This window comes from Micromonospora sp. NPDC047730 (assembly GCF_043204765.1).
In the GTDB taxonomy this organism is placed as follows: Bacteria; Actinomycetota; Actinomycetes; order Mycobacteriales; family Micromonosporaceae; genus Micromonospora.
Map to the genome: position 1 here is coordinate 544,403 of NZ_JBIDCU010000003.1, position 25,698 is coordinate 570,100.

Here is a 25,698-nt window from a genome sequence, read left to right on the forward strand (position 1 = left end):
GACCCGGCCGTTCGTCAGAAGTACAACGTGCCGCTGAAGGTCAGCGCTTCGAGTACTGGGGAGCCTTACGGGCCTTCTTGAGGCCGTACTTCTTGCTTTCCTTGACCCGGGCGTCCCGGGTGAGGAAGCCGGCCTTCTTCAGCGCCGGACGGTCGTCCGGCTCGCTGACGATCAGGGCCCGGGCGATGGCCAGCCGGAGCGCGCCGGCCTGACCGGTGGTGCCGCCGCCGCGCAGGTTGGCGATGACGTCGAACGCCTCCGGCTTCTCGGCGGTGACCAGCGGATCCTTGATCAGCTGCTGGTGCACCTTGCTCGGGAAGTAGGCCTCGAGGTCCCGACCGTTGCAGGTGATCTTGCCGGTGCCCGGCACGATGCGGACCCGGACGATGGCCTCCTTGCGGCGACCCACGGTCTGGATCGGCCGGTCACCACGAGGCGCGCGGGCGACGGGCGCCGGCGCCTCGGTGGCCTCCTCGGGGGCAACCTCGGTGGCGGTGATGTCGGTCATGCTGATTCCTTCGCCCGCGCTCACTGCGCGATCTGCTTGATCTCGAACGGCACCGGCTGCTGCGCGCCGTGCGGGTGCTCGGCACCGGCGTAGACCTTCAGCTTCTTGATGAGCTTACGGCCGAGCTTGTTGTGCGGGAGCATCCCCTTGACGGCGAGCTCGATGGCCCGCTCGGGACGCTTGGTCAGCAGCTCGTCGTAGCCGACCTGCTTCAGACCACCCGGGTAACCGGAGTGGCGGTAGGCGATCTTCTGCTGCCGCTTGTTGCCGGTCAGCGCCACCTTGCCCGCGTTCACGATGACGACGAAGTCGCCCGTGTCGACGTGCGGCGCGAAAGTCGGCTTGTGCTTGCCGCGCAGCAGCGTGGCGGCGTGGGTGGCCAGGCGGCCCAGCACGACATCAGAGGCGTCGATGACGTGCCACTGACGCTCGATCTCACCCGGCTTCGGGCTGTACGTACGCACAGGTATACCTTGTCTCGTCGTCGGTCTGGGGTCGCGCGCCGAGGTTACCGGGCGCGCACGAACGACCAAGCGTACCTCAGGCGGCACGCCTCTGGATGTCGTACAACAGCAGGCAACGATACCCGCCGCCCCGTCGGCAGGTCAAAACGGGGTACCGCCCCGCCTGACCCGCCACAGGGCATGGCCGGGGTCACACCCCGACCAGCCGGCGCGGGCCCGGCCGCAGGTAGACCGACCAGGTCACCCCGAAACACACGGCGTACGCCACGACGAAGGCGACGTACGCCGCGTCCGCGCTGCCCAGGGTGAGGAACGACTGCCAGAAGGCGATGTTCACCAGCACCCCGCCGGCGGCCCCGACCGCCCCGGCGATGCCGATCAGCGCCCCGGTCATCCGCCCGGCCCAGCGCTGGGCGGCCGCCGCGTCCCGCCGGCCGGCACCCACCGCGTCGGCCGCCCGGGCCCGGAAGATCGCCGGGATCATCTTGTACGTCGAGCCGTTGCCGACGCCGGAGAAGACGAAGAGGGACAGGAAGCCGAGCAGGTAGAGCCCGAACGACCGCTCCCGGGCCGCGTAGAGCACCAGCGAGGCGCCGGCCGCCATCGCCACGAAGTTCCAGAAGGTCACCCGGGCCCCGCCGAGCCGGTCGGCGAGGTGGCCGCCCACGGGCCGGACCAGCGAGCCGATCAGCGGGCCGAGGAAGGTCAGCCAGGCCGCGTCGACCGGGGTCGGGAAGCGGTCGGCGAACTGGAGCTGGAGCACCTGCCCGAAGGCGAAGCCGAAGCCGATGAAGGAGCCGAAGGTGCCGATGTAGAGCAGCGACATCGTCCAGGTGTGCGGGTCGCGGGCGGCCTCGCGCAGCGCGCCGGGCTCGTTGCGCGCCCCGGGGATGTTGTCCAGCCCGCGCGCCGCAGCCAGCGCGGCCAGCACGATCAGCGGCAGGTAGACCGCCGGCACCAGTCGGGGGTACGCGGCCCCCGCCGTCGCCAGCACCGCCAGCCCGACGAGCTGCACCGCCGGCACGCCGAGGTTGCCGCCGCCGGCGTTGAGCCCGAGCGCCCGTCCCTTGAGCCGCTGCGGGTAGAAGAGGTTGATGTTCGCCATCGAGGAGGCGAAGTTGCCGCCGCCGACGCCGGTCAGGCAGGCCAGCACCATCAGCGTGGTGTAGGAGACGCCCGGCTCCAGCAGCACGGCCATCGGCACCGCCGGGACGAGCAGCAGCGACGCGCTGACGATGGTCCAGTTCCGCCCGCCGAAGCGGGCCACCGCCAGCGTGTAGGGCAGCCGCAGCACCGCCCCCAGGGCGGCCGGCACGGCGGTGAGCAGGAACTTCCCCGCCGGGTCGATGCCGTACTGCGGGCCGAGGAAGAGCACCGTCACCGACCAGAGGCTCCACACCGAGAAGCCCACGTGCTCGGCGAAGATCGAGACCCAGAGGTTACGCCGCGCGATCGGCGCCCCCGTCGTACGCCAGAACTCCGGGTCCTCGGGGCGCCAGTCGTCGATGCGGTGCCGGCGCCCGGCGGCGGCCGGGGCGGCCTCGGCCAGGGGTGTGGTGGGGGCCAGTGCGCTCACGGCGACTCCTCCTCGTCGGTGTGACCTGGAGGGACGCTAGGAACCGGGGATTACCCCGCGGTGCCCGTCGCGGGTCGGGCCGGAAACGAGGAGCGCACCTCGGCCGGGCCACGCCGGTGAGATGTCAGAGCTGTTGCAGGATGCGCAACGCCCGGCCGACCCGGAGCATGGTCTCGGTGTCGGCGACGTCCACGCACTCCGTGAACCACTTCTTCATCGGCGAGGAGAGCCGGTCGGGCATCACCACGTACGCGCCCATCGGCACCGCCAGGGGCGAGTCGCGCAGCAGCGCCTCCTCGACCACCTCGGCCACGATGACGATCGGCACGTCGGTGGAGTTGTAGACATCGGAGCTGATCACCAGACCGAGCCGTTCCCGGGCGCCGTCGATGCGCCAGACCTCGCCCCTACGCAGCACGCGGGCGCCCGCCGAAGAGCACGTCGTCGACCATGCCGACCTCGCGGGCGTCGGCGAGGGCGGCGGATTCGAGGTCGAGCCCGGCCCGGCCGACGGCGGCGGCGTGCGCGGTGAAGACCTCGCGCAGCGCCTTCTCCCGGGCCGCCTGGTCCATCCACGCCGACAGGGAGAGCCCTTCGCGCTTGGCGAACCGCCGGGCCTCCTCGATCGTCTCGTCGGAGAACGACAGGGTCACCTTGGCAGTCATGCCGGGCAGACTACCCAGCGGTATGACCGGCAGTCATCCCGTCGAGACCCGCTATTCGCGCCGGCCGCCGAACACGGCAAACCGCCACTGCTTGAAGAAGCAGTCGACGTCGGCCAGTCCCGCCTCGGTGAGCCAGCGGCACTGTGCGGCGACCGGCGCCGGTCGGTCGTACGCCATCCGGCCCTCGGCGGCGGTGATCTCCTCGGCGTCGGAGCCCAGCGCGGCGACCTGCGCCAGCCACACCTCGTGGTAGCGCCGGTCGAGTTCCGGGGTCGGACCGGCCACCTGCTCGGCGTTGACGAACACGCCGCCGGGTGCCAGCGCCGCCGCCGCGCGCCGGTAGAGCGTGCGCTTGCCGGCGTCGTCGAGGTGGTGGATGGCCAGCGCGCTGACCACCGCGTCGTAGCGACCGGCGGGCAGCGGGTCGGCCAGGTCGGCCGTCACCGTGCGGTGTGGCACCGACCGGGCCCGCAGGTGTTCGGCGGCGACCGCGAGCATGGCCGGCGCGGCGTCGACCAGGGTCAGCCGCACCCCCGGCACCGCCGCCGCGAGCAGCAGCGACAGCAGCCCGGTGCCCGCGCCCAGGTCCAGCACCTCGGGGGTACGCCCCGACGCCAGCGCGGCCCGCAGCGGCGGCGCGGCCACCTCCACGGCCGTGCCGTAGAACGCGTCGAAGCAGGGCACCAGCCGCCGGCGGGCCTCGTCGTAGCTGCCGACCACCGCGTCGAAGACCGCACTCACACCCATGTCGCAACTCCCAAATCCCGGGACAGTTGTCTCATATTGTAAACGCCACGATTCGGCCCGCCGCTCCGGTGCGGTGTGAGGGGCTCTTGACAGGACCGAAACGAACGGGACCCGGACCGGAAACCGCCCGCCGGCACGCTTTGCCGACATGACGGACGGTGCACGGGCGGCGACTCGGCCGGGGCGGACGCCCCGGGAGGTGGCGACGCACTGCCCGTACTGCGCCCTCCAGTGCGGCATGACGCTGCGCGAGGAGGCCGGCCGGGTGACGGTGCTCCCCCGGCAGTTCCCCACCAACCGGGGCGGCCTCTGCCAGAAGGGCTGGACGGCCGCCGAGCTGCTCGACCACCCCGAACGGCTGACCACCCCGCTGCTGCGCGACCCCGACACCGGCCGGCTGCGCCCCGCGAGCTGGGACGCCGCCCTCGACCGGATCGTCGCCGGCATCCGTGCCGTCCAGGACGGACACGGCCGGGACGCGGTGGCTGTCTTCGGCGGCGGCGGGCTCACCAACGAGAAGGCGTACGCGCTCGGCAGGTTCGCCCGGGTGGCGCTGCGCACCCGGCACATCGACTACAACGGCCGGTTCTGCATGTCCTCCGCGGCGGCGGCCGGGATGCGCGCCTTCGGCGTCGACCGGGGCCTGCCGTTCCCGCTGGCCGACCTGGGCCGGGCCGACACCCTGCTGCTGGTCGGCGCGAACCCGGCGGAGACCATGCCCCCGCTGGTGCGCTGGCTGACCGAGCAGCGCGAGCGCGGCGGCCGGCTGATCGTGGTCGACCCCCGGGCCACCGCCACCGCCCGGCAGGCCGACCTGCACCTGCAACCCCTGCCCGGCACCGACCTGGCGGTGGCGAACGCGCTGCTGCACATCGCGCTCACCGAGGGCTGGGTCGACCGGGACTACGTGTCCGCCCGCACCACCGGCTTCGAGGCGGTCCGCCGCAGCGTGGCGGGCTGGTGGCCGGCCCGCGCCGAAGCGCTCTCCGGGGTGCCGGTGGCCGACCTGGAGGCGACCGCCCGGGCCCTCGGCACCGCCGAGCGCGTGATCATCCTGACCGCGCGGGGCGCCGAACAGCACGCCAAGGGCGTCGACACGGTCACCGGCTTCGTCAACCTGGCGCTCGCCCTGGGGCTGCCCGGTCGCCCCGGCTCCGGCTACGGCTGCCTCACCGGGCAGGGCAACGGGCAGGGCGGGCGGGAACACGGGCAGAAGGCCGACCAGCTCCCCGGCTACCGGAGGATCGACGACCCGGCCGCCCGCGAACACGTCGCCGGGGTCTGGGGCGTGCCGGCCGACGAGCTGCCCGGGCCGGGTGTGCCGGCGTACCAACTGCTCGACTCGTTGGGCACGCCGGCCGGGCCGAAAGCGCTGCTGGTCTTCGGCTCCAACCCGGTGGTCTCCGCGCCCCGGGCCGCCCGCGTCGAAGGCCGACTGCGCGACCTCGACCTGCTCGTGGTCGCCGACCTCCTGCTCTCCGAGACCGCCGCGCTGGCCGACGTGGTGCTCCCCACCGCCCAGTGGGCCGAGGAGGACGGCACGATGACCAACCTGGAGGGCCGGGTGCTGCGCCGCCGCGCCCTGCGCCCACCGCCCGCCGGCGTCCGCACCGACCTGGCGATCCTCGCCGCCCTCACCGCCCGCCTCCAGGCGCAAGGAAGGGCACCTTCTTATCGGATTCTGCATAGGAAGGGCCCCTTCCTTGCACCCAGCCCGGGTCGTGTCGGCGCGGTGGACGGCAGCGACCCGCGGGCCGTGTTCGAGGAGCTGCGGCGGGCCTCGGCCGGCGGGATCGCCGACTACGCCGGGGTGAGCTGGGAGCGGATCGACGAGCGGGACGGCGTGTTCTGGCCCTGCCCGGCCGAGGACGGCCCGGACACGCCCCGGCTCTTCGCCGACCGCTTCGCCACCCCCGACGGGCGGGCCCGGTTCCACCCGGTGGAGCACCGGCCGGCGGCCGAGGAGGTCTGCGCCGAGTACCCGCTGCACTTCACCACCGGCCGGGTACTCGCGCAGTACCAGTCCGGCACCCAGACCCGCCGGGTCGACGCGCTGCGCCGGGCCGCCCCGGACGCCTTCGTCGAGCTGCACCCGGACCTGGCCGCCCGGCTGGGCATCGGCGACGGCGCGCCGGTGCGCGTGATCTCCCGCCGGGGCGAGCTGCGCGCGCCGGCCCGGCTCAGCACCGCCATCCGGCCGGACACGGTCTTCGCGCCGTTCCACTGGGGCGGCGCCGCGCGGGCCAACTCGGTCACCAACGACGCCGTCGACCCGGTCTCCGGGATGCCGGAGTTCAAGATCTGCGCCGTCCGGCTGGAAAGGGTGGACGAACCATGACCGAGCGGGTCGTGATCGTCGGCAACGGGATGGCCGGCGCCCGGCTGGCCGCCGAGCTGCACGCCCGGGGCGGGGAGCGGAAGGTCACCGTGCTCGGGGCCGAGCCGCACCGGGCGTACAACCGGATCATGCTCTCCACGCTGCTGGCCGGCAAGATCGGCGAGGCGGACGTGGAACTGGCCGAGGCCGCCGGGCAGGGCGTCGACCTGCGTACCGGGGTGACCGCCACCGCGATCGACCCGGCCGCCGGCGCGGTCCGCACCGACGACGGCGACCGCATCGCGTACGACCATCTGGTGCTCGCCACGGGCAGCCGGGCCGTGGTGCCCCCGCTGTCCGGCCTGGACGGGCCCGACCTGCCGGCGCGGGTGGTCCCGTTCCGCACGCTGGACGACTGCCGGCGGATCCTCGCCGTCGCCGAGGGCGCGCGCAGCGCCCTGGTGCTCGGCGGCGGGCTGCTCGGGCTGGAGGCTGCCCGCGGGCTCGCCGCCCGGGGCCTCGACGTCGGGGTGGTGCACCCGGTGCCGTACCTGATGGAACGGCAGCTCGACCCGGCCGGCGCCGCCGTGCTGGCCGGCACGCTCGCGGGCCTCGGGGTGACCACCTACCTGGCCGTGTCGGCCACCCGGGTGGCCGCGGACGACGACGGGGTCCGCCTCGACCTGGCCGACGGCCGGTCGCTCACCGCCGACCTGCTGGTCCTCTCCTGCGGGGTACGCCCCGACACCGCCCTCGCCGCCGCGGCCGGGCTGGCCGTGGATCGCGGCGTGCTGGTCGACGACCGGCTGCGCACGAGCGACCGGCGGATCTCGGCGATCGGCGACTGCGCCCAGCACGACGGCGTCCTCACCGGGCTGGTCGCCCCGGCCTGGGCGCAGGCCAGGGTGGTGGCGCAGGTGCTCACGGGCGAGGACCCGCTGGTCCGCTACCGCCCCCGCCCGGTGGTGACCCGACTGAAGGCGGCCGGCATCGACCTCGCCGCCATGGGCGACCCGGCCGACGGCGGGGCCGGCGAGGAGCTGACCTTCGCCGACCCGGCCCGGGGCACGTACGCCCGGCTGCGCATCCGCGACGAGCGGCTGACCGCCGCGATCCTGCTCGGCGACAACCCGGCGGTCGGCACTGTCGTCCAGCTCTTCGACCGCGGTCAGCCGGTGCCGGCCGACCGGCGCTCGCTGCTGCTCGGCCGGGCCTTCGGCGCGGCCCCGGCGGCGCCCGCCGCGTCCCCGGCCCTGATGCCGGACGCGGCGACCGTCTGCCAGTGCAACAACGTCAGCAAGGGGGCGCTGGTGGACTGCTGGCGTTCCGGGGCCCGGACGGTCGACGCCGTGGTCGCCGCGACCCGGGCCGGCACCGGATGCGGCGGCTGCCGGGACGCGGTCGCCGGCATCGTCGACTGGCTGTCCGAGGTGGATTCGGTGGAGGTGGCGCAATGAGCGAGCGAAGCGAGCGAATCAGCAGGCCCGGTGCGACGGTGCCGCATGACGGCACGCAGCGAAGCGGAGTGCCGTCATGAGCGATCGAAGCGGGCGAATCAGCAGGCCCGGTGCGACCGTGCCGCATGCCGGCAGGCTGGTCGTCGTCGGCAACGGCATGGTCGGGCAGCGCTTCGTCGACGCGCTGCGTGCCCGCGACCCCGAGCGGCGGTGGCGGATCACCGTGCTCGCCGAGGAGACCCGCCCGGCGTACGACCGGGTGCGGCTCTCGGCGTTCTTCGACGGTGTGGGCGCCGAGGAGCTGAACCTGCACACCCCCGACGACGGGGTGGAACTGCGCCTGGGCGAGCCGGCGACGGCGGTCGACCGGGCGCGGCGGGTGGTGCGCACGGCGGCCGGCGAGCACCCGTACGACGCCCTGGTGCTGGCCACCGGCTCGTCCGCCTTCGTACCGCCGGTGGCCGGGGCGACCCTGCCCGGGGTCTTCGTCTACCGCACGCTGGACGACCTGGCGGCCATCCGGGAACACGCGCGCGGCCGGCGCACCGGGGCGGTGATCGGCGGCGGGCTGCTCGGGCTGGAGGCGGCGAACGCGCTGCGGCTGCTGGGGCTGGCCACCAGCGTGGTGGAGTTCGCGCCGCGGCTGATGCCGGTGCAGGTGGACCCGGCCGGTGGCGCGATGCTCCGCCGGTACGTCGACGAGCTGGGCGTGACCACCCACCTGGGCGTCGCCACCACCGCGATCCGGCCCGGCCCGGACGGCACCGCCGCCGGGCTGGAGCTGGCCGACGGCACGGTGGTCGACGCCGAACTGGTGGTGGTGGCGGCCGGCATCCGGCCCCGCGACGAGCTGGCCCGGGCCGCCGGGCTGGCGCTCGGCCCACGCGGCGGGGTGCTGGTCGACGGCGCGTGCCGGACGGCCGACGAGCGGGTCTGGGCGGTCGGCGAGTGCGCGGCGGTCGACGGCACCTGCCACGGCCTGGTCGCCCCCGGCTACGCGATGGCCGAGGTGGTCGCCGACCGGCTGGTCGGCGGGGCGGCCACCTTCCCGGGCGCGGACACCGCCACGAAGCTGAAGCTGCTCGGCGTGGACGTGGCCTCGTTCGGCGACGCGCACGGCGTCACCGAGGGCTGCCTCGACGTCACGTTCACCGACCCGGCCACCCGGGTGTACGCCAAACTGGTCCTCTCCGACGATGCGAAGACCCTGCTCGGCGGGGTGCTGGTCGGTGATGCGAGCGCCTACCCGACGCTGCGGGCCAGCGTCGGCGGGCCGCTGCCCGCGCCCCCACTGGCGCTGCTCGCCCCCTCCGGCGCGGCGGGCGCGGGGGCCGGGGCGCTGCCGGCCGCCGCCCAGGTCTGCTCCTGCAACGCGGTGACCCGCGCCGACGTCGACGACGCGATCGCCGGCGGCTGCGCGGACGTGCCGGCGCTGAAGGCGTGCACCCGGGCCGGCACCAGTTGCGGCTCCTGCGTGCCGATGCTCAAACAGCTCCTCGACGCGGCCGGGGTGCGGCAGTCCACCGCGCTCTGCGAGCACTTCGACGCCAGCCGGCAGGAGCTGTTCGACATCGTCCGGGTGCGTGGCATCCGGACGTACTCCCAGCTCATCGCCGAGCACGGCCGGGGGCGCGGCTGCGACATCTGCAAGCCGATGGTGGCCTCCATCCTCGCCTCCCTCGGCACCGGGCACGTGCTCGACGGGGAGCGGGCGTCGTTGCAGGACACCAACGACCACTTCCTGGCCAACCTGCAACGGGACGGCAGCTACTCGGTGGTGCCCCGGATCCCCGGCGGGGAGATCACCCCGGAGAAGCTGATCGTGATCGGCGAGGTGGCCCGCGACTTCCGGCTCTACACGAAGATCACCGGAGGACAGCGGATCGACCTGTTCGGGGCCCGGGTCGAGCAGCTTCCGCAGATCTGGCGCCGCCTGGTCGACGCCGGCTTCGAGTCCGGCCACGCGTACGGCAAGGCGCTGCGCACGGTGAAGTCCTGCGTCGGCGAGACCTGGTGCCGGTACGGGGTGCAGGACTCGGTCGGGCTGGCCATCGCCCTGGAGCTGCGCTACCGGGGGCTGCGCGCCCCGCACAAGATCAAGTCGGCGGTGTCGGGCTGCGCCCGCGAGTGCGCCGAGGCCCGCAGCAAGGACTTCGGCATCATCGCCACCGACACCGGCTGGAATCTCTATGTCGGCGGCAACGGCGGCTTCCGGCCCCGGCACGCCGACCTCTTCGCCACTGATCTGTCCACGGAAGCGCTGATCCTGCTGATCGACAGATTCCTGATGTACTACATCCGCACCGCCGACCGGCTGCAACGCACCGCCGCCTGGATCGAGGCGATGGACGGCGGCCTCGACCACCTGCGCGCCGTCGTCGTGGACGACTCGCTCGGCCTGTGCGCCGAACTCGACGCCGCGATGGCCCGGCACGTCGAGTCGTACTCCGACGAGTGGCGGGACGTGCTGGAGGACCCGGTCCGGCTGCGCCGGTTCGCCTCCTTCGTCAACGCCCCCGGGGTGCCCGACCCGTCGATCACCTTCGCGCTCGAACGCGGCCAGCCGGTCCCGGCGAACCGCGTGCCCGGGGCCGAGGGCCGACCGCCGGTCGCGCTCGGGATGCCGGAGGTGCGGCCATGACCACCACCACGACCGGACTGCCGGAGGTACGGCGATGACCACGACGACCGCCGCGATGCCGACGACCGCCGCGATGCCGACGACCGCCACGGTCCCGGCCGCCGCGACGCGCGCCTGGACGCCCGTCTGCCCGCTCGACCGGCTGGAGCCCGAGCGGGGCGTCGCGGCGCTGGTCGACGGCGTGCAGGTGGCCCTCTTCCGCACCGCCGACGGGCTGTTCGCCCTCGACAACCTCGACCCGGTCGGCCGGGCGTACGTGCTGTCGAGGGGCATCGTCGGCAGCCGGGGCGGGGTGCCGACGGTCGCCTCGCCGCTGCACAAGCAGGCGTACGACCTGCGCACCGGGGTCTGTCTGGACCTGCCCGGGGTCGCCGTGCCCCGGCACGAGGTGCGCTGCCGGAACGGGCTGGTCGAGGTGCGGCTGCGACAGGAGGGGTGAATGCGCGACGAACTGGCCGGCTTCACCATCGGGGTGACCGCCGACCGCCGGCGGGACGAACTCGCCGCGCTGCTCCAGCGGCGGGGCGCCCGGGTGGTGATCGCCCCGGCCCTGCGGATCGTGCCGCTGGCCGACGACACCGACCTGCGCGAGGCCACCCGGGCCTGCCTGGACCGGCCACCCGACATCCTGATGGCCAACACCGGCATCGGGATGCGCGGCTGGCTGGAGGCCGCCGAGGGCTGGGGGCTGGCCGAGCCGCTGCGCGGCGTCCTCGCCGACGCCTACGTGGTGGCCCGGGGCCCCAAGGCGCGCGGGGCGATCCGCGCCGCCGGCCTGCACGACCAGTGGTCACCGGAATCGGAGAGTTGCGACGAGGTGGTCGACCACCTGTGCCGGCGCGGTGTCGCCGGGCAGGTGATCGCCATGCAGCTGCACGGCGAGCGGCAGCCGGAGTGCACGATGGCGCTGGAGGCGGCCGGGGCCACCGTGATCGAGGTGCCGGTCTACCGGTGGGCGGCACCGACCGACCCGGCCCCGCTGCACCGCCTGATCGACCTGGTCGCCGGCCGGCTGGTCGACGCCGTCACGTTCACCTCGGCCCCGGCGGCGGAGGCGCTGCTGCGCGCCGCCGGGGACCGCGGCGACGCGGTGCTGGACGCGTTCCGGCGCGACGTGCTGGCCAGTTGCGTGGGGGCGGTCACCGCGGAGCCGCTGCTGCGGCGCGGGGTGCCGGTCAGCGCGCCGTCCCGGGCGCGGCTGGGCGCCCTGGTCCGGACCATCGTGGACGAGTTGCCGCGCCGCACGGTCACCCTGAAGGCGGCCGGCCACCTGCTCACCCTGCGCGGGCACGCCGCCCTGGTCGACGGCGAGCTGCGTCCGCTGGCCCCGGCGCCGATGGCCGTGCTCCGGGCGCTGGCCCACTCCCCCGGCCGGGTGCTGTCCCGGACCGCGCTGCTGCGGACGCTGCCGCGCGGCGCCGACGAGCACGCGGTGGAGATGGCGGTCGCCCGGCTGCGCGCCGGGCTGCGGGCGCCCCGGGTGGTGCAGACCGTCGTCAAGCGCGGCTACCGGCTCCGGGTCGACTGACCCGGCAGGGTGGCCCCTGCCGCCCGCACCGGGGCGGCCAAGGGCACCGCCCAGCCGTGGCCGTTCTCAGCCGACCGGAGCCGGGAAGCCGCGGCCGTGCTCGGACTGGAGGCGGATCATGGCGTGCTCCACGACGGTCACCAGCACCTGCTTGACCGACTCCCGGTGCCGGGCGTCGGTCAACACCAGCGGCACGTCCGGCGAGATGGCCAGCGCCTCCCGGACCTCCTCCAGCTCGTACTGCGGCGCGCCGTCGAACCGGTTCAACGCCACCACGTACGGCAGCCGGCGGTTCTCGAAGTAGTCCAGCGGCGCGAAGGCGTCGGTGATCCGGCGGGTGTCCACGAGGACGGCCGCGCCCACCGCGCCCTTGATGATCTCGTCCCACATGAACCAGAACCGGGTCTGGCCGGGCGTGCCGAAGAGGTACAGGATCAGGTCCTCGGCCATGGTGATCCGGCCGAAGTCCATGGCGACCGTGGTGGTCTGCTTTCCCGGCACCTTGGACGGGTCGTCGATGCCGACCCCGGCCGCGGTCATCACCGCCTCGGTTCTCAGTGGGGTGATCTCCGAGATCGCGCCGACCAGGGTCGTCTTGCCCACGCCGAAGCCGCCCGCGACCACGATCTTCGCGGAGATGATTCCCCGGCTCTGGCGGGCCCCGGCGGGGTCATAGCCTGCGAAGTCCACTTAGCACCCTTCCAAGGATTTCCATCCGCTCCTCGAACCCCTCGGCGGGAGCGGCAGTGTGTAGCGTCAGCAGGCTCTCGGCCACCATGTCGGCGACCAGCACCCGGGTGACGCCCAGCGGCATCCGGGTGTACGCGGCGATCTCGGCCAGCGACTGCGCCCGCCCCTCGCAGACGGTGGCGATGCGGTGCTTGTCGTGCCCCGCGAAGCGGGACTCCGCGACCTGGGTGGGGGTGGCCGACAGGACCGCCTCCAGGGCGATGTCCATCTGCGCCTCGGTCCGACCGCGGGTGACGGCGTACGGCCGTACCAGCGCGCCGCGCGGGTCCGCGCGCCGTTGGTCCATCCGCGATCACCTCCCCTTCCCGGCCGGGCCCTTCTGGCACCGGTCTCCTCATCCCTCGCCGACGCGGAGCCCGCGTCGCGACCCGGCTACGACCGCACGGCGTCCCGGGGCAGCGGCACCAGCGCCGCGCCGACCCGCTCGACCAGGAGCGCCATCTCGTAACCCACCTGCCCGACGTCGCAGCTGCGGGCCGCCAGCACCGCCATCGACGAACCGTCGCTGATCGACATCAGGAAGAGGTAGCCGCTGTCCATCTCGATGACCGTCTGCAGCACACCGCCGGCGCTGAACATCCGGGCGGCGCCCTCGGTCAGGCTGACCACGCCCGAGGTGATCGCCGCGAGCTGGTCCGCCCGGTCCGCGGGCAGGTCCCGCGAGGAGGCGAGCAGCAGCCCGTCGGCGGACACCGCCACCACGTGGGCGATGCCCGCCACGCTGTCGGCGAAGTTGGTGAGCAACCAACTCATGTCCTGCATGGCCGCTGGCCTGTTCATCGACTCGTCTCCTTGGTCGAGGTGCTGTTCTGGTCCGTTCCGGCCGCCCGGCCGCGCTGCACGCCGCGGTGGTAGGCCGACAACAGGCCCCGTACTTCGTCGGGGGTGCGCCGGCTGCGGTCGCGGCCGCCCTGGGGCTCGATCCCGCCGGGCACGAGCTGCGCCTGCGGCACCCGCTTGGGCAGCCCGGAGCGGGTGGTGCCGGCGGCGGCCGGCTCCGCGGCCCGGCTGGCCCGGGACCAGCCCTCGTCGGCCGCCGTCCGCCAGGCGTCCGCGTCCGTCGCGGGCGCCGCCGGCGGCGGGTCCGCAGCCGGCGTCGTGGCCGGCGGCGCGGGGGGCGCGTCCAGCGTCACGGGCCGTGCCGGGGCCGGGGCCGGGGCCGGCGGGGTGTACGACGGCGGCGGCGGCTGCGCGGGCGGCGGGGTGGCCGTGCTGCCCGGCGTACGCGTGGGCAGCCGTGGCGGGCGTGACTCGCCCGTCGTCGGCTGGGCCGCAGCCGGCTGGCCGGCGGACGGCTGGGCCTGCGGCGGCTGGCTGAAGTCCGGGCGGGTGAAGATGGCGGTGGCGTCGTTGCCGTGCGAACGGAACCACACCGCCTCCATCTCGCGGAAGATGGGCGCCTCGGCCGGCAGCTCGGCGCGCGGGGTGATCGGCGCGGCCGGGGTGACCGGTGCGGCCGGGGCGGTGGCAGCCAGGTTGGCCCCGAGGCCACGGCCCGCACCCGCTCCGAATCCGCCCGCCGCGGCGGGACCGGCCGGCAGCGGGGTGGCGGCCGGCTGGCCGGCGACCGGGCCGGCCGGCAGCACCGGCGCGGCCGGCGCGGCGGCCTCCGCCGCGGGGACACGCTTGGGCAGCGGCTCGACGGCAGGGTAGGCGACGGTCGGCGTGCCGACCGAGACCCCGCCGCCGGTGAAGGTCGGCTGGGCCGGCGTCGCCGGAGGGGCCGACGACGGCGTCCCGGTCAGGCCGCCGGCCTGCACCGGGGACGCGGCGTCCCGCGCCTGCTCGGGCGCCTGCCACGGTGCCGGCGCGGACCGCCACTGGTCGGTGAGGGTGGCGGTACGTCCCGTTCCGGCGAGCGGCTCGCCGAGACCGACGGGGGTGAGCGGCGTCTGCTCGACGGCGAGCGGCTGCCGGGGCCGGGTGATCTGCTGGTCGCGGCTGGGAAGCTGCGGCAGCACCACCGTCGCGGCGGGGAGCGTCACCTGGGCGACGGTGCCGCCCTCCACGTTGCGGCGCAGCTCCACCCGGATGCCGTAGCGGGAGGCGAGCCGACTGACCACGGCCAGACCCATCAGCCGGAACGCCGCGACGTCGACGCTCGGCGGGGCCGCCAGCCGGCGGTTCAGCGAGTCCAGCTGCTCGTCGGTCAGGCCGAGGCCCCGGTCCTCCACCTGGATCAGCACGTAGTCCCGGATGCGCCGGCCGTCGGCGACCACGGTCGTCGTCGGCGGCGAGAAGCGGGTGGCGTTGTCGAGCAGCTCGGCGACCAGCCGGACCACGTCGTTGACCGCGTGCGCGGCCACCGAGATGTCGGTGTCGACGGTGCCGAACTCGATCCGGTTGTAGAGCTCGACCTCGGACTGCGCGGCGCGCAGCACGTCCACCAGGAGGGCGTCGTCGCGGCGCGGCACGGCCGAGTCGGCGCCGGCCAGGACGAGCAGGTTCTCGTCGTTGCGGCGCATCCGGGTGGCGAGGTGGTCCAGCTCGAAGAGCTGCGCCAGCCGCTTCGGGTCCTCCTCGCCGCGCTCGATCGCGTCCAGCTCGCCGATCATCCGGTCGACCAGGGTCTGACTGCGCCGGGCCAGGTTGAGGAACATCGCCGAGACGCTGGTACGCAGCGCGGCCTGCTCGGCGGCCACGCGGACCGCCTCGCGGTGCACGACGTTGAAGGCGAGCGCCACCTGCCCGACCTCGTCGCGGCTGTCGAGCCGGATCGGGTCGCGCACCTCCCGGACGATCTCGTCGACGCCGCCGTCGCCGACGTTGCCGACGTTCTGGAGCCGCTTCACCGCGTCCGGCAGGTCGTGGTTGGCCACCGAGAGGGCACCCTCCCGCAGCCGGCGCAGCGAGCGGTTGAGCGAGCGGGCCAGCACCACGGCGAGGCTGACCGCGATGGCGAGCGTGAGCAGCACCAGCACCGACTCGACGACGGCCTGCCGGATGACGTCCGAGAGGGCCTGGTCGGCCTGGTCGAGAAGCCGGTCCTGGAGCCGGATCTCGGCCCACCGCATGAGGTCGTTGACCGCGCCGAAGGCGGCGGTGGCGTCCTGGGCGGTCACCAGCGGGCGCTGCCCGACCGAGCGGGTGATGTCGGCCGCGACCCGGTCGGCGAGGGTGACCGCGTCGCCGGAGACGGTGCCGTCGACGAGTGCGCGCTGGGTCGGGTCGGCGGCCAGGGAGAAGGCGAGCAGCGCCTCCTGCTGGCTGGTCAGGGTGGCGACGAAGGAGGAGAACTGCTCCTCGTCGAGCGCGCCGGCGCTCAGCGCGGTGAAGGCGACCGACTGCTCCTCGGCGACGGCCGCCTTGGCGCGGGCGAACGCGGCGACCGCACGCCGGGCGTCGGCGAGCTGCTCCTCGCCGGGCAGCTGGGCGAGCCCGTCGCCGTACGCGACCAGGTCGGTGATGATGACCCCGTAGCGCAGCGCCGCCTCGGCGACCGCCATCTGCTGGCGGTCCAGCACCTTCTGCCGGGTGGCGGCCAGCGTCTCCAGGTGCTCGTCGATGGTCGCCAGCCGGTCCCCGACGGCTGCCGGGACGTCGCCGATCCGCCCGCGCTCCGCCCGGTAGGCGTTGATCCGCTCGTCGGTGCTGCGCACCCGCAGGTTGTAGGTGTCGGCCTTCTGCTGCGGCGCGGCCAGGAAGGCGGACGCCGCCATCCGCTCGGCGTGCAGGTCCTGGGTCATCGCGGAAATGTCGATGGAGAGCGCGGTCAGGGACCGGGCCCGGGTCGCGTCGTAGGCGCCCTCACCGACGGAGATGAGCCGGACGGCGGCCAGCGCGATCACCGCGGCGACCGGCACCACCAGGATCAGCGCGAGCTTGGAGCGGATCCGCGCGTCGCGCAGCCGGGGCATGCGCCGGCGCTTCGCCTGCTCCCTCTCGCCGCCGTCGGGCAGGGTCGTCGGTCCGGTGCTCACGACATCGCCTCCGTCGTTTCTTCCACGCCTGCCCCGCCGACTCGCGCCCGGTGCAGCGGACTGCGCCACACGCGGCACGGCCGCGATTTCATCAGAAGCGATCCTGTTTGGGAAGTCGCAGTGGGGAAGGAAACGGTCGGAGGGCACGCATCCCGTGATCCGGTCAACTAATACCTTCAATTCTCCACGCCCGTGAACAGGGCATGTAACTCCAGGGTGGTCAGCCATGTCGGATTAGTAAGCGCTGGCAGACTTCTCGCAGCCCCACCATGTGGGATACGCGTCCCGAAACGCCTCCGACGCCCGCGCTTGACCACAGGGCCCGGCGTTGGCAAGGTTTTGCAGGCTTCGCGCACACCGTACGGCAGACCGATACCGTTTCTCCACTGAGGACGGAAACAACCGGCGGTGACCGGGCAGCGCCCGGGCCGCATCTGGAGGACTGAGTTGAGCACCATCCGCTCCGCGACCGCCGCGGCGCTCGCATCGGCCGTGCTGGCCACCACGCTCACCGGCTGCCAGTTCGGCGCGGACGAGCAGGACACCAGTCCCATCGTCATCGCGGCGGACCTCGAACTCTCCGGCGCGGCGGCGACCGTCGGCAAGACGTACCAGCGGGCGCTGGAACTGAAGATCGAGCAACTTAACTCCTCGGGCGCGCTGAACGGCCGGAGGATCGAACTCAAGGTGAAGGACAACCGGTCGGACGCGGCCGAGTCGCTGCGCAACATCGGTGACTTCAGCGCCGATTCCCAAGTCAGCGCGATCATCATGGGCGGCTGCAACGATTGCGCGGTCGGCGCCGTCCGGGCCATCAACGAGAAGCGAATTCCCACCATTGCGCTCGCCTCGTCCGGCGCGGTGGCCAGCCCGATCGCCGACCGGCGGTACGTGTTCAAGCTCGCCCCGAACGCGGCCGACAGCGCCGCCGCCCTCGCCGTCGAGATGCGCCGCAACGGCGTCAAGACGGCCGGCGTGCTGCACAGCGACGACGACTACGGCCGCGAGGGTCTGGCCGCGCTGCGCAGCGAGTTCGCGAAGAGCGGCATCAAGCCACCGCGTGCGGAGTCGGTCAAGACCACCGACACCGAGGTCGGCGAGCAGGTCAAGGCGCTGACCGAGGACGAGCCGGACGCACTGGTGGTGTGGACCCCGCCGGAGCAGGCGGCGCTGGCCGCCACCGCGGCCCAGCAGGCCAAGTTCAAGGGATCACTCTTTTTCGACGCGGCGGCCGCCGGCGACCTCTTCCTCGGGGCCGCCGCCCGGGCGACCGAGCGGGCGACCATGGTCTTCACCCAGACCATGGTGATCGACGACGTCATCGCCACCACCCCGGCGAAGGCGGCCCGCCGGCAGTGGTTCCAGGACTACACCGCCCGGTTCGGCGGCTACAACGGCTCGTCCTCGTTCGCGGCCGACGCCGTGCAGCTCATCGCCGACGCCGAACTGCGCGCCGGCGGCGAGCCCGGCCGGGTCGACCGCGACGGCATCCGCGACGTGCTGGAGACGTCGCAGATGGACGGCCTGTCCGGCCCGATCCGGATGACGCCGGACAACCACTCCGGCCTGATGCCCCAGGCCCTGACCACCCTGGTCGCCCGCAACGGCCGGTGGCGCCTCGCGGGGTGAGGGTGGTTGGGCGGTGTGGCCCGGCGTACCCGGCTCCGGGCGGTCAGGCTTGATCCCTGCGCCGGGCACGGCGGGCCACACCTTGGCTGGTCTAGCGGGTGACCGGTCGACGTCGGATGGCCGGTCACCCGTGGGCGACGGTCACCGGGCCGACGTGGTGGCCCGGACCCAGGGCAGCGCGAGCCGCTCGACCAGGGAGAGGGCGCTGTAGAGCAGGATGCTCATCAGCGCGATCAGCACGATCGCCGCCCAGGCGGTCGCGGTGTCGCCGATGCCGTTGTACTGCAGGATCTGGTAGCCAAGCCCCGGCTTGTCCGAGTAGAACTCGCCGATCACCGCGCCGATCGCCGCCAGCGGCATCGCCACCTTGAGGCCGACGAAGACCTGCGGCAGCGCGGCCGGGAAGCGCACCTTGCGGAACGCCTGCCACCACGACGCGTTCAGCGACCTGGCCAGCTCGGCCAGGTCCGCCGGGGTGGTGGTGAGACCCGTCGCGGTGGAGAGCACGATCGGGAAGAAGCACAGCAGGAACACCATGGTCAGGATGGGCTTCTCCCCCCAGCCGACCGAGACCACCAGCAGCGGGCCGAGGGCGATCTTCGGCACCGCGTTGACCGCCACCAGCAGCGGCGCGAACATCCGCTCGACGCGGCGGGACGCGGCCAGGGCCATCCCGATCAGCACCCCGGCGACCGCCGAGAGCAGGAAGCCGACCAGCGTCAGCAGGGTGGTCACCCCCAGCGCCGGCAGCAGCACGTCGGCCGACGCGGTCAACGAATTCCACACCGCCTGCGGCGGCGGCAGGGACGCCGGGTGCACCAGCTCCAGCACCGACGTGACCAGCCACCAGACGATCAGCGCGATCACCGCGCCGAGCAGCGGCAGACCGACGGCCGCCGGGCGTACGCCAGACCGGCGGGCGGCCGCCGAAACCGGCGGCGTGGTGGGCGTCGCCACTCCGGGCGCGCCGGACGGGGCCGGGACGGCGGACTCGCGCCCCGCCTCGGTGGGGCCGGACCGGGTACCTGTCGTCTCCGTCACGTGTCCTCCTCTCCTGCCGGCCGGGGCCGGCACGCGGCGGGGGTGCGCCCTCCGGTCATCCCGGTGGGTCGCACCCCCGCGGCACGGTCGGCGTCGGTCAGGCCTTCGGCGCGAGGCTGAAGTCGATGATCTGGTCGGGGGTGATGTTCTGCTTGAGCTGGCCGGCGCCCTGCAGGATCGCGATGCTCTTGGCCACCCGGCCGCTGTCCAGGGTGCCGAGCTGGGTGCCGGAGTTGCTGGACCGCACGTAGCCGGCCATCAGCTGCAGCTCGGCGGCGGCGGAGGCCGGGTTGGCGGCGTCGACGTTCTTCTTCAGGATGTTGCCCGCCTCCTGCGGGTTGGCCAGCGAGTACTCGAGGCCCTTCATCAGGGCCGCGGTGAATCGCTTGACCATCTCCGGCTTCTCTTTGGCGATCTTCGAGGAGGTGATCAGCACGTTGCCGTAGAGGTCCTGCATCACGTTGCTGTAGGGCAGCAGGACGGCCTTCTTCTTGGTCACCGTCTCGATGGTCGGCTGGCCGACGACGAACTGGCCGATGCCGTCCACCGCGCCGGAGGCGAGCGTGCCCATCAGGGTCTGCGCGTCGCCGTTGACCCAGGTGACCTTGCTCGCGTCCACGCCGGCCATCCGGGCGTACGTCGGGAAGAGGTTGCGGACGACGGAGGTGGGGGTGTCGGCGAGCTTCTTGCCCTCCAGGTCCTTCGGCGACGCGATGCCCTTGCCCTCGACGGTCGCGATGGCGGCCATGGTGCGCTGCTGGATGGCGGCGACCGCGACGAAGTCCTTGGCCTGGCCGTTGCCGAACTGGAGCAGCCCACCGGTGAGGTCGATCGGGCCGAAGTGGGCCTGCCCGCCGACGATCGTCTGGATCACCATGCCGGTGCCCTGCCCCGGCTTGATCTCGACGTCGAACCCGGCCTCCTTGAAGAAGCCCTTCTCCTTCGCCACCCAGGCGTAGGAGTCACGGCCGAAGTTGCCGAACGAGGTGAGGTAGGTCACCTTCTCCAGCGCCCCGCCGTTGCCGCCCTTGGCGTCGTCGCCGGAGTCCGAGCCGCTGCACGCGGAGACCAGGGCGAGGGCGGTGGCCAGCGCGGCTGTGGCGACCGTACGGGTCAGCCTTCTCATCAGTGCACCATGTCCTTTCCGACCGGTACGGCTCGCCGCCGCCCGGTGGGGGTTGTCTGGCGGGCCGGCGGAGGGGTTGCCGGCTCCACCGTCGTGAGGGGATCCATCGCGGGCACAGCGTACGAGAAAACAACCTTTGCGGTGCCAGCCGTATCGGGTTGCGGTACGGACACAACTCGTGTCCACCTGTGACGGCTCGCCGTCATCCACCGCGGTTGGTCAGGTGATCCACCCCGGACGGTGCGACACGGAGGCAGGCCGGCTACCCTGTGCCGCGACTGCTGATCGCCGAATCAGGGAGGCCGCCGGAGATGATCCGCCTGTCCGGGGTGTCCCGCACCTTCGACGGCCGCGGTGGCCGGGTGGAGGCGCTGCGCGGCATCGACCTGCACGTCGCCGAGGGCGAGTTCGTGGCGGTCCTCGGCCGCTCCGGGTGCGGCAAGTCCACACTGCTGCGCCTGGTCGCCGGCCTCCTGCCGGTGTCCGACGGCGAGATCACCGTGGCCGGCACGCCGATCACCAAGCCCCGCCGCGACATCGCCATGCTGTTCCAGCGGCCGGCCCTGCTCCCCTGGCGCACGGTGCTGGACAACGTCCTGCTCCCCGTCGAGATGTTCGGCTGGAAGCGGGCCAAGCACCGCGACCGTGCCCGGGAGCTGCTGGACCTCGCCGGGCTGGGCGGCTTCGAGAAGCGGCTGCCGCACGAGCTCTCCGGTGGCATGCAACAGCGGGTGTCGCTGTGCCGGTCGCTGATCGGCGAGCCCCGGGTGATGCTGATGGACGAGCCGTTCTCCGCGCTCGACGCGCTCACCCGCGAGGAACTCTCCGGAGAGCTGCAACGCGTGCACATGACGTCCGGGGCCACCGTCGTCTTCGTCACCCACTCGATCGACGAGGCGGTGCTGCTGGCCGACCGGGTGGTCGTACTCAGCCCCCGGCCCGGCCGGATCCGCAAGGTGGTCGACGTGGACATCCCCCGACCGCGCACCCTCGGCCGCAACGCGCACCTGGCGGACGTCGCCCGGGTCAGCGCCGACCTGCACGAACTCCTCATGGAACGGGACCTGCCGGCGCCGGCCGGCGCGGAGGGACGATGAGCATGCGGGTTTCCGTCTTCACGGAGCCGCACCGGGGCGCCACCTACGACGACCAGCTCCGCTTCGCCCGGCTGGCCGAGGACGGCGGCTTCGAGGGCTTCCTCCGCGCCGACCACTACCAGGCGATGGGCGACGAGCCGGGGCTGCCCGGCCCGACCGACGCCTGGCTGACCCTGGCCGCGCTGGCCCGGGAGACCACCCGGATCCGGCTCGGCACCCTGGTCACCTCGGCGACCTTCCGGCTGCCCGGCCCGCTGGCGGTGATGGTGGCCCAGGTCGACCAGATGAGCGGCGGCCGGGTCGAGCTGGGCATCGGCGCCGGCTGGTACGAGCGGGAGCACACCTCGTACGGCATCCCGTTCCCCCGGGTCGGCGAGCGCTTCGACCGGCTGGCCGAGCAGCTGGAGGTCATCACCGGGCTGTGGCGGACCCCGCCGGGCGAGACGTACAGCTTCACCGGCGACCACTACCGGCTGGTCGACGCCCCGGCCCTGCCGAAGCCGGTGCAGGTGCCCGGCCCGCCGGTCATCGTCGGCGGGCGCGGCCCGAAGCGCACCCCCGAACTCGCCGCCCGGTACGCCGACGAGTTCAACATGCCGTTCAAGACCGTCGAGGAGACCGCCGAGGCGTACGACCGGGTGCGGGAGGCCTGCGACCGGGTCGGCCGGGCCGAGTCCGGGCGCGGCCCGCTGACGCTCTCCGCCGGGATCGTGGTCGCGATCGGCCGTACCGACGCCGAGGCGCAGCGCCGGGCCGCCCCGCTGCACGTCAAGAGCGCGCTGCCGCCGGAGGACCCGGTGGTCGGCTCGCCCGCGCAGCTCGTCGACCGGATCGGGGAGTTCGCCGCGATCGGCGCCACCCGGGTGCACCTGCGGCTGATCGACGTCGCGGACCTCGACCACCTGGAGCTCATCGCAGCCGAGGTGCTCCCCCGGCTGGACGGCACCCGATGACCGACACGCAGCTCGACGGGACCACGATCGACGCCGACGAGCCGACCGGTGGGGTGGTCTACCGGGACCCGGGCGCCGTGCACATGCTGACCAACGTCGGCGACACGACGTACCTGGCGCGGCTGGTCGAGCTGAAGTAACCGCTGGCCGGGCGGGCCGACCCCGCTCGCGGCGCGCCGGTGGCGGCCTGCCCAACAGGTGCGTAACGTGCCGGACATGGCCTATCGGACCTGGGGCAGACTGCTGCTCACGGCGCTCGGGGTGAGCCTGCTGGCCGGGGCCGGTCAGCTCGGCGTCGCGTTCGGCTTCGGCATCGTCCGGCTCGCCGGCACCTTCACCGGCGCCACCGTCAACCAGTGGCCGGCCCAGCTCGTCTGGGCGGGCTGGTTCGCCGCCAACGCCGCCGTGGTCGGCGCGGTGCTCACCGAACGCCTCGCCCGCCGGGACGGCATGGTGGCCGGCACCGGCCGCCACCTCGCCGTCGCCAGCGGCGCCGCGCTGGGCGCGACCGTCGTCGCGCCGCTCTGCATGCAGCCCGCCCGGGCCGCCGAACTCGTCGCGATGGACCCGGTCTGGGCCGTCGGCATCTGCGCCGTCCTCGGCGCGCTGGCCGGCGCGGGCGCCGCACTCGCCGTCCTGCTCCGGCCGCCGGTGGGATGGAACATGGCGGCGGTCGCGGGCGCGGTCTGGCTGCTGGCGCTGCTGTCGACGGCGCCGTCGGTCGCCTCGACCGGGCCGCTGCCCAGCGTACGGCTCGGGGTGCTGGAGCCGGCCTGGCTCGACGCCGGCGCGGCCCAGCGACTGGCCCTGGTGCTCCTGCCTCTGGTGGCGCTGCTCGCCGGCGCGGCGACCGGCGGGCTGGCCCGGTGGCGCGGCCACCCGCCGCTGGTCAACGGCGCGATCGGGGTGGCAGGTCCGGTGCTGGTGGCGTTCGCCTACCTGACCGCCGGTCCGGGCGACGCGACCGACCGCTACCAGCTCACGCCGTACTACGGAGCGTTGTTCGCGGTGGCCGCCGGCGCGCTCGGTTCGGCCGCCGCCGCGCTGCTGCGCTGGCCGCTCGTCACGCGCACCGCCCCCGGCGGCGCCATCGAGCCGACCGACATCCTGCGCCCGCTGCCCACCGGTCCCGCGCTGCCGCACGCCCCGGAGCCGGCCGCCGGCGCCGACGAGCCGGCGACGGTCGACCTGACCGACGCCGGGCGCGTGGCCGCCGACCGGCCCGGGGGTACGGACCCCGGCGGGACCGCCGGCGACGACGCCCCGCCGCCCCGGGCCGTCCCGGCGCACTGGGACTGGCCGGCCGACGGCACCACCGTCCCGACGACACCCGCCGCCGCTCCGGCCTCGACGTCCGTGGCCCGGGGCCGGACCGCGGGATCGCCGCCCCCGGCGGTCACGGGCGCGGCACACCCGGCCGGGGCACCGGCGACGACGGACGCGGCGGCCTCTGCGGCTTCTGCCGGATCGTCGCCCCCGCCGGTCACGGACGCGGCGCACCCGGTCGGGTCAGCGGCGACGACGGGCGCCCCGCGCTCCGCCGGATCACCACCCCCACCGGTCACAGACGCGGCGGCCTCTGCCGAATCACCACCGGTCACGGACGCGGCACAACCCGCCGAGTCAGCACCGGTCACAGACGGGGCGGCGTCTGCCGGATCGCCACCCCCGCCGGTTTCGGATGCGGCGCACCCGGCAACGGATACGGCGCCGCCGCCACGATCGCCGGCCCCGCCGGTCGCCGACACGGCACAACCGGCCAGGTCGCGGACGACAACGGATGCGGCGGCTTCCGCCGCGCCGTCGGCGGCGACGGATGCGGCGCGATCGGCCGAGCCGCCAGCCGCAACGGATGCGGCGGGATCGCCGGTCCCGGCGGCTACGGACGCGACGGGAGCGGCCGGATCGCCGCCCCCGGTGGAGGCCGTGCCCGCCGCCAGGCGGGACCGCGCCGACGAGGGCGCCCAGGCCACTACGGCTGCGGGCGAGCAACCACCGGCTGCGGCCGAGCAACCACCGGCTGCGGCCGAGGCCGCCGCGCCCCCCGCGCAGCCGGCCGCCCCGGCCGCCCCCAAGCCCCGCCGCACCCGCAAGCCCCGGTCGACGAAACAGCCGGCGGCCGCGGCGGCGAACAGCGCCGACCCGACGCCCGCGGTCATCGACTCCCCCGCCGATCCGGCGACCCCACCGGCGGCACCGCGTGCCGGCGCTCAGGCCACGGCACCGGCCACCGCCGCTGCGGCAGGGACACGGTCGGCCGGGGCCGCCGCAACCGCTCAGACGGCGAGCAGTGCCGCCGAACCGGCCCCGACCACCGAGGTAGGCCCGACCGCCGAAGTCGGTCCCGCGGCCGAGGCGGGTCCCACCACCCAAGTCCGTCCGACCGCCGAAGTCCGTCCGACCACCGAAGTCCGTCCCACCACCGAAGTCCGTCCGGCCGCCGGAGCGGATCGGATCGACAAGGCCGCCCCAGCCGCCGGCGTGTTCGGCACGACGTCCGGGGTCGGCTCCCACGCGCCGGATCCGGACGACAGCGGTCCCCGCGCGGTGCCACTCCTGCCCAGCGACGAGCCGGCGGCTGGTCCGGGCGGCGAGCCGGACCCGGCGCCCCGGCCGGCCTGGCGACCCGCACCGGCGTGGCCGGCAGCGCCCCGGGTCGGGCCCGACGACGCCCTCGACGCGCCCCGCCCGGCCGCCGCGGAGCCCACGCCCGAGCCGGCGCCCCGGCCCCGACACCGGGCCCCGCTGCCCGACCTGGCCCGGGCGGCGAACTGGGACGCCCTCGCCACCGCGCGGCCCGGGGGCCCCGCGCCGACGCCGGTGGACGCCGCGTCGGAGAACGGGACCGCTGCCGCCGAGGGACCCGGGACGCCGGCCGACGGCGCGGCGTCGGCCGGCCCGGCCGAGCAGCCCGGGGGACGGAACCGTGGTCGGCTGGGGCTGTTCCGGCGCAACCGGCCCCGGGCCGAGGACGCTCCGGCGGACCGGGAGTCCGAGCCGCTGACGGCACAGGACGAGGAGTACGTGGACTGGGTCGCCGGCCTGAGCGGCCCGAATGCGGACAACGAACCCGAGCAGGAGAACGGTCGGCGGTCGTTGCGGTCCACCGGCCGCCACCATCGCGACTGACCCGGACCCGACCCGAGCGGGGGGGCCCCCCCCCCCCCCCCGGGGGGGCCCCCCCCGGGGGGGGGGCCCCCCCCCCCGGGCCCCCCCCCCCCCCGCGCCGGCCCCCCCCCCCCCGGGCCGGAAAACCCGCCCGCCGCGCCCCCCGGGCGC

At 74.6% G+C, this 25,698-nt stretch carries 21 protein-coding genes and 1 pseudogene; 10 read left to right on the forward strand and 12 right to left on the reverse strand.

Features of this window, described 5'->3' with window-relative positions; all coding sequences use genetic code 11:
* Positions 1–40 precede the first annotated feature (40 nt).
* The 6 genes from rpsI to ACGF5G_RS11835 all read right to left on the reverse strand — a co-directional run bounded on the left by rpsI (position 41) and on the right by ACGF5G_RS11835 (position 3,960).
* Positions 41–508 carry a 30S ribosomal protein S9 gene (gene rpsI / locus ACGF5G_RS11810; RefSeq protein ID WP_350680952.1) on the reverse strand — a complete coding sequence of 156 codons (468 nt, stop codon included), beginning with the start codon at positions 506–508 and terminating at the stop codon, positions 41–43.
* A gap of 20 nt (positions 509–528) precedes the next feature.
* The gene (gene rplM / locus ACGF5G_RS11815; protein WP_018720634.1) at positions 529–972 is read right to left on the reverse strand and encodes a 50S ribosomal protein L13; all 444 of its coding nucleotides are present in this window, start codon (positions 970–972) and stop codon (positions 529–531) included.
* Positions 973–1,162: 190 nt separating this feature from the next.
* Positions 1,163–2,539 (reverse strand): MFS transporter, encoded by a 1,377-nt coding sequence (locus ACGF5G_RS11820; RefSeq protein ID WP_393261702.1) that lies wholly within the window; start codon positions 2,537–2,539, stop codon positions 1,163–1,165.
* 133 nt (positions 2,540–2,672) lie between these two features.
* Positions 2,673–2,966: a type II toxin-antitoxin system PemK/MazF family toxin gene (locus ACGF5G_RS11825; RefSeq protein ID WP_350680954.1), complete on the reverse strand. Its 294-nt coding sequence runs from the start codon at positions 2,964–2,966 to the stop codon at positions 2,673–2,675.
* Complete coding sequence (locus ACGF5G_RS11830; protein WP_208417965.1) at positions 2,956–3,213, reverse strand: DUF6364 family protein; 258 nt, start codon at positions 3,211–3,213, stop codon at positions 2,956–2,958. Before ACGF5G_RS11830 ends, ACGF5G_RS11825 begins: the two co-directional genes overlap by 11 nt.
* 51 nt (positions 3,214–3,264) lie before the next feature.
* Complete coding sequence (locus tag ACGF5G_RS11835) at positions 3,265–3,960, reverse strand: class I SAM-dependent methyltransferase (protein ID WP_393261607.1); 696 nt, start codon at positions 3,958–3,960, stop codon at positions 3,265–3,267.
* A 148-nt stretch (positions 3,961–4,108) separates the two neighbouring features.
* On the opposite strand from ACGF5G_RS11835, the gene ACGF5G_RS11840 reads away from it, so the two are divergent.
* From ACGF5G_RS11840 to ACGF5G_RS11860, 5 genes are all read left to right on the forward strand, one after another.
* Positions 4,109–6,298: a molybdopterin oxidoreductase family protein gene (locus ACGF5G_RS11840; protein WP_393261609.1), complete on the forward strand. Its 2,190-nt coding sequence runs from the start codon at positions 4,109–4,111 to the stop codon at positions 6,296–6,298.
* On the forward strand, positions 6,295–7,734 hold the full coding sequence (locus ACGF5G_RS11845) for an FAD-dependent oxidoreductase (RefSeq protein WP_393261612.1): 1,440 nt from the start codon (positions 6,295–6,297) through the stop codon (positions 7,732–7,734). Before ACGF5G_RS11840 ends, ACGF5G_RS11845 begins: the two co-directional genes overlap by 4 nt.
* A 76-nt stretch (positions 7,735–7,810) precedes the next feature.
* Positions 7,811–10,375, forward strand: coding sequence for a nitrite reductase large subunit NirB (gene nirB / locus ACGF5G_RS11850; protein ID WP_393261614.1), 2,565 nt, complete (start codon positions 7,811–7,813; stop codon positions 10,373–10,375).
* Between the two features lie 73 nt (positions 10,376–10,448).
* A complete protein-coding gene (nirD, locus tag ACGF5G_RS11855) occupies positions 10,449–10,814 on the forward strand; it encodes a nitrite reductase small subunit NirD (RefSeq protein WP_357703346.1) in 366 nt (121 codons plus the stop codon).
* A complete protein-coding gene (locus tag ACGF5G_RS11860; RefSeq protein ID WP_393261616.1) occupies positions 10,815–11,903 on the forward strand; it encodes a uroporphyrinogen-III synthase in 1,089 nt (362 codons plus the stop codon).
* Between the two features lie 66 nt (positions 11,904–11,969).
* On the opposite strand, the gene ACGF5G_RS11865 is transcribed toward ACGF5G_RS11860, so the two are convergent.
* From ACGF5G_RS11865 to ACGF5G_RS11880, 4 genes are all read right to left on the reverse strand, one after another.
* Positions 11,970–12,593: an ATP/GTP-binding protein gene (locus ACGF5G_RS11865; protein ID WP_357455296.1), complete on the reverse strand. Its 624-nt coding sequence runs from the start codon at positions 12,591–12,593 to the stop codon at positions 11,970–11,972.
* A complete protein-coding gene (locus tag ACGF5G_RS11870) occupies positions 12,574–12,939 on the reverse strand; it encodes a DUF742 domain-containing protein (protein WP_350704113.1) in 366 nt (121 codons plus the stop codon). The genes ACGF5G_RS11865 and ACGF5G_RS11870 overlap by 20 nt, the downstream gene beginning before the upstream one ends.
* Before the next feature lie 86 nt (positions 12,940–13,025).
* Positions 13,026–13,433: a roadblock/LC7 domain-containing protein gene (locus tag ACGF5G_RS11875; RefSeq protein WP_067359650.1), complete on the reverse strand. Its 408-nt coding sequence runs from the start codon at positions 13,431–13,433 to the stop codon at positions 13,026–13,028.
* Positions 13,430–16,573: a nitrate- and nitrite sensing domain-containing protein gene (locus ACGF5G_RS11880; RefSeq protein WP_393261620.1), complete on the reverse strand. Its 3,144-nt coding sequence runs from the start codon at positions 16,571–16,573 to the stop codon at positions 13,430–13,432. The genes ACGF5G_RS11875 and ACGF5G_RS11880 overlap by 4 nt, the downstream gene beginning before the upstream one ends.
* 447 nt (positions 16,574–17,020) lie before the next feature.
* Here ACGF5G_RS11880 and ACGF5G_RS11885 point away from each other — a divergent pair, with 447 nt between their 5' ends.
* Positions 17,021–18,202 (forward strand): ABC transporter substrate-binding protein, encoded by a 1,182-nt coding sequence (locus ACGF5G_RS11885; RefSeq protein ID WP_393261622.1) that lies wholly within the window; start codon positions 17,021–17,023, stop codon positions 18,200–18,202.
* Positions 18,203–18,343: 141 nt separating this feature from the next.
* On the opposite strand, the gene ACGF5G_RS11890 is transcribed toward ACGF5G_RS11885, so the two are convergent.
* Both ACGF5G_RS11890 and ACGF5G_RS11895 read right to left on the reverse strand, forming a co-directional pair.
* Entirely contained in the window at positions 18,344–19,243 is a 900-nt protein-coding gene (locus tag ACGF5G_RS11890; RefSeq protein ID WP_393261624.1) for an ABC transporter permease, read from the reverse strand.
* Between the two features lie 97 nt (positions 19,244–19,340).
* On the reverse strand, positions 19,341–20,369 hold the full coding sequence (locus tag ACGF5G_RS11895) for an ABC transporter substrate-binding protein (RefSeq protein ID WP_393261627.1): 1,029 nt from the start codon (positions 20,367–20,369) through the stop codon (positions 19,341–19,343).
* Between the two features lie 311 nt (positions 20,370–20,680).
* On the opposite strand from ACGF5G_RS11895, the gene ACGF5G_RS11900 reads away from it, so the two are divergent.
* The 4 genes and pseudogenes from ACGF5G_RS11900 (at position 20,681) to ACGF5G_RS11915 (ending at position 25,548) form a co-directional block, all read left to right on the forward strand.
* The gene (locus ACGF5G_RS11900) at positions 20,681–21,466 is read left to right on the forward strand and encodes an ABC transporter ATP-binding protein (protein WP_393261630.1); all 786 of its coding nucleotides are present in this window, start codon (positions 20,681–20,683) and stop codon (positions 21,464–21,466) included.
* A gap of 2 nt (positions 21,467–21,468) precedes the next feature.
* Complete coding sequence (locus ACGF5G_RS11905; protein ID WP_393261705.1) at positions 21,469–22,419, forward strand: LLM class F420-dependent oxidoreductase; 951 nt, start codon at positions 21,469–21,471, stop codon at positions 22,417–22,419.
* An 11-nt stretch (positions 22,420–22,430) separates the two neighbouring features.
* Positions 22,431–22,559 (forward strand): annotated as a pseudogene (locus ACGF5G_RS11910) (cupin); the annotation flags it as partial.
* Between the two features lie 76 nt (positions 22,560–22,635).
* A complete protein-coding gene (locus ACGF5G_RS11915; protein ID WP_393261632.1) occupies positions 22,636–25,548 on the forward strand; it encodes a hypothetical protein in 2,913 nt (970 codons plus the stop codon).
* Positions 25,549–25,698 lie beyond the last annotated feature (150 nt).

Bases quoted from the DNA above. Each gene is read 5' to 3' on its own strand.
- ACGF5G_RS11870 (WP_350704113.1), bottom strand. From the start codon at position 12,939: ATGGACCAACGGCGCGCGGACCCGCGCGGCGCGCTGGTACGGCCGTAC.
- ACGF5G_RS11875 (WP_067359650.1), bottom strand. From the start codon at position 13,433: ATGAACAGGCCAGCGGCCATGCAGGACATGAGTTGGTTGCTCACCAAC.
- ACGF5G_RS11845 (WP_393261612.1), top strand. From the start codon at position 6,295: ATGACCGAGCGGGTCGTGATCGTCGGCAACGGGATGGCCGGCGCCCGG.
- ACGF5G_RS11905 (WP_393261705.1), top strand. From the start codon at position 21,469: ATGCGGGTTTCCGTCTTCACGGAGCCGCACCGGGGCGCCACCTACGAC.
- ACGF5G_RS11895 (WP_393261627.1), bottom strand. From the start codon at position 20,369: ATGAGAAGGCTGACCCGTACGGTCGCCACAGCCGCGCTGGCCACCGCC.
- nirB (WP_393261614.1), top strand. From the start codon at position 7,811: ATGAGCGATCGAAGCGGGCGAATCAGCAGGCCCGGTGCGACCGTGCCG.
- ACGF5G_RS11860 (WP_393261616.1), top strand. From the start codon at position 10,815: ATGCGCGACGAACTGGCCGGCTTCACCATCGGGGTGACCGCCGACCGC.
- nirD (WP_357703346.1), top strand. From the start codon at position 10,449: ATGCCGACGACCGCCACGGTCCCGGCCGCCGCGACGCGCGCCTGGACG.
- ACGF5G_RS11900 (WP_393261630.1), top strand. From the start codon at position 20,681: ATGATCCGCCTGTCCGGGGTGTCCCGCACCTTCGACGGCCGCGGTGGC.
- ACGF5G_RS11830 (WP_208417965.1), bottom strand. From the start codon at position 3,213: ATGACTGCCAAGGTGACCCTGTCGTTCTCCGACGAGACGATCGAGGAG.
- ACGF5G_RS11840 (WP_393261609.1), top strand. From the start codon at position 4,109: ATGACGGACGGTGCACGGGCGGCGACTCGGCCGGGGCGGACGCCCCGG.
- ACGF5G_RS11835 (WP_393261607.1), bottom strand. From the start codon at position 3,960: ATGGGTGTGAGTGCGGTCTTCGACGCGGTGGTCGGCAGCTACGACGAG.
- ACGF5G_RS11915 (WP_393261632.1), top strand. From the start codon at position 22,636: ATGGCCTATCGGACCTGGGGCAGACTGCTGCTCACGGCGCTCGGGGTG.
- rpsI (WP_350680952.1), bottom strand. From the start codon at position 508: ATGACCGACATCACCGCCACCGAGGTTGCCCCCGAGGAGGCCACCGAG.